The sequence below is a fragment of the Actinokineospora sp. genome (genome assembly GCF_052390155.1).
Lineage (GTDB): Bacteria > Actinomycetota > Actinomycetes > Mycobacteriales > Pseudonocardiaceae > Actinokineospora.
Map to the genome: position 1 here is coordinate 1 of NZ_JBQTHF010000104.1, position 2236 is coordinate 2236.

Genomic DNA, 2236 nt, shown 5'->3' on the forward strand with positions numbered 1-2236 from the left:
ACACCGCCACCGAACACAACCCGGCCACCCCACGAGCAACCTCCACCACACCATCGGCACCCGCCAACAACACCGCCCGATGATCAAACACCGACCGACCCCCAACCAACGACAACCCCACATCCACCGGATCCCCCACCACCGCACCAAGCCGCCCGACCTGCCCATCCAACGCCCCCACCGACTTCGCCGACACCACCCACGGCACCACCGAAGGCGCCACCAGAGGCTCCGCGACAACCTCGACGGACGCCGGAACCTGCTCCAAGATCACATGGGCGTTCGTCCCACTGATCCCGAACGACGACACCCCAGCCCGCCGCACCCGACCGCTCTCGGGCCACTCCACCGCGCCGGTGGCCAACGCCATCGCACCGGCCGACCACTCCACATGCGACGAAGCCGTGTCCGCGTGCAGCGTCGCGGGCACCACCCCGTGCCGCATCGCCAGCACCATCTTGATCACACCCGCGACGCCTGCGGCCGCCTGCGTGTGCCCGATGTTCGACTTCACCGACCCCAACAGCAGCGGCCGCTCCCGGTCCTGGCCGTAGGTGGCCAGCAACGCCTGCGCCTCGATCGGGTCGCCCAGCGAAGTCCCCGTGCCGTGCGCTTCCACCGCATCGACGTCCCCAGTGGACAGACCGGCGCTCGCGAGAGCCTGGCGGATCACGCGCTGCTGCGACGGACCGTTCGGCGCGGTGAGCCCGTTCGACGCGCCGTCCTGGTTCACCGCCGAACCCCGCACCACCGCGAAAATCGGATGCCCAAGCCGCTCGGCGTCCGACCGTCGTTCCAGCAGAAGCATGCCGACACCTTCGGACCAGCCGACACCGTCGGCGGAGTCCGAGAACGCCTTGCACCGCCCATCGGGCGACAGACCACGCTGCCGGGAGAAGTCGATGAACGCGCCCGGGGTGGACATGACGGTGACACCGCCTGCCAGGGCGAGGGAGCACTCGCCCGCCCGCAGGGCCTGCATCGCCCAGTGCATGGCCACCAGCGACGACGAGCACGCGGTGTCCACGGTGACGGCGGGGCCTTCCAGGCCGAGGGTGTAGGAGACCCGCCCGGAGGCGATGCTCAACGAGGTGCCGCTGCCCTGGTGGCCTTCGAAAGCCTCGTCGGTGAGCAGTGCGCTGTAGTCGTTGTACATCACGCCAGCGAACACGCCGGTTTGGCTGCCCCGCAACGACACCGGGTCGATCCCGGCCCGCTCGATGGCCTCCCACGAGACCTCCAGCAGCAACCGCTGCTGCGAGTCCGTGGCCAGCGCCTCACGCGGTGACATCCCGAAGAACGCCGGATCGAACTCGCCTGCGTTGTGCAGGAACCCGCCCGATCGCGTGTACGACGTGCCCGCGTGGTCAGGATCGGGGTGATACAGGGATTCCAGGTCCCAGCCGCGGTCGGCGGGGAACCCGGTGATCGCGTCGACCCCGCCGTTCACCAGGGCCCACAAGTCTTCCGGCGTGCGGACGCCACCGGGATAGCGGCACGCCATTCCGACCACCACGATCGGATCGTCCGCCAGCGGCGGCAACGACCCCACCGGAATCGACATCGCGGGCTCGGTGTCGAACAGTTCACCCAGTAGGTAGCCGGCCAACGCCACCGCGGTCGGGTAGTCGAACACGACCGTGGCGGGCAGGCGCAGCCCGGTCTCCGCGCTCAACCGGTTGCGCATCTCCACGGAGGTCAGGGAATCGAACCCGAGATCGCGGAACGCGCGTGTCGGGTCGACGGCGGTGGTCGCCGCGTGCCCGAGTACCTGGGCCACTTGGACCCGCACCAGGTCCACCAGCGCGTGCAGGCGCTCCGTCTCACCGAGGGCGGACAACCGCTGTACCAGTCCGGCCGTGGCGCTCGCGCCACCCGCGACCGACCGTCGCGGTCGCAGCCGAACCAGGCCGCGCAGCAGCGAAGCGACCTCACCCTGGGCGCGCAGCGCGGCCAGGTCGAGCCGGACCGGCACGACCACCGCGTCCCCACAGCCGAGTGCGGCGTCGAACAGCGCCAGCCCCTGCTCCACCGACAACGGCGGCATACCCGACCGCGACAACCGCCCCATCTCGGCATCGGACAACCCACCAGTCATCCCCACACCCTGACCCCACGGCCCCCACGCCAACGACACACCCGGCAAACCCAGATCTCGCCGATGCTGCGCCAACCCATCCAAAAACGCATTACCCGCCGCATAATTCCCCTGCCCCGCCGCACCAAACACACCAGC

Annotated in this window: 1 protein-coding gene; it reads right to left on the reverse strand. The window is 69.8% G+C overall.

Annotated features, from left to right (window positions below; all coding sequences use genetic code 11):
* Positions 1-2236 (reverse strand): type I polyketide synthase (locus tag ACT4N7_RS27055; protein ID WP_444831689.1); only part of this gene is annotated, 2236 nt, incomplete at both ends.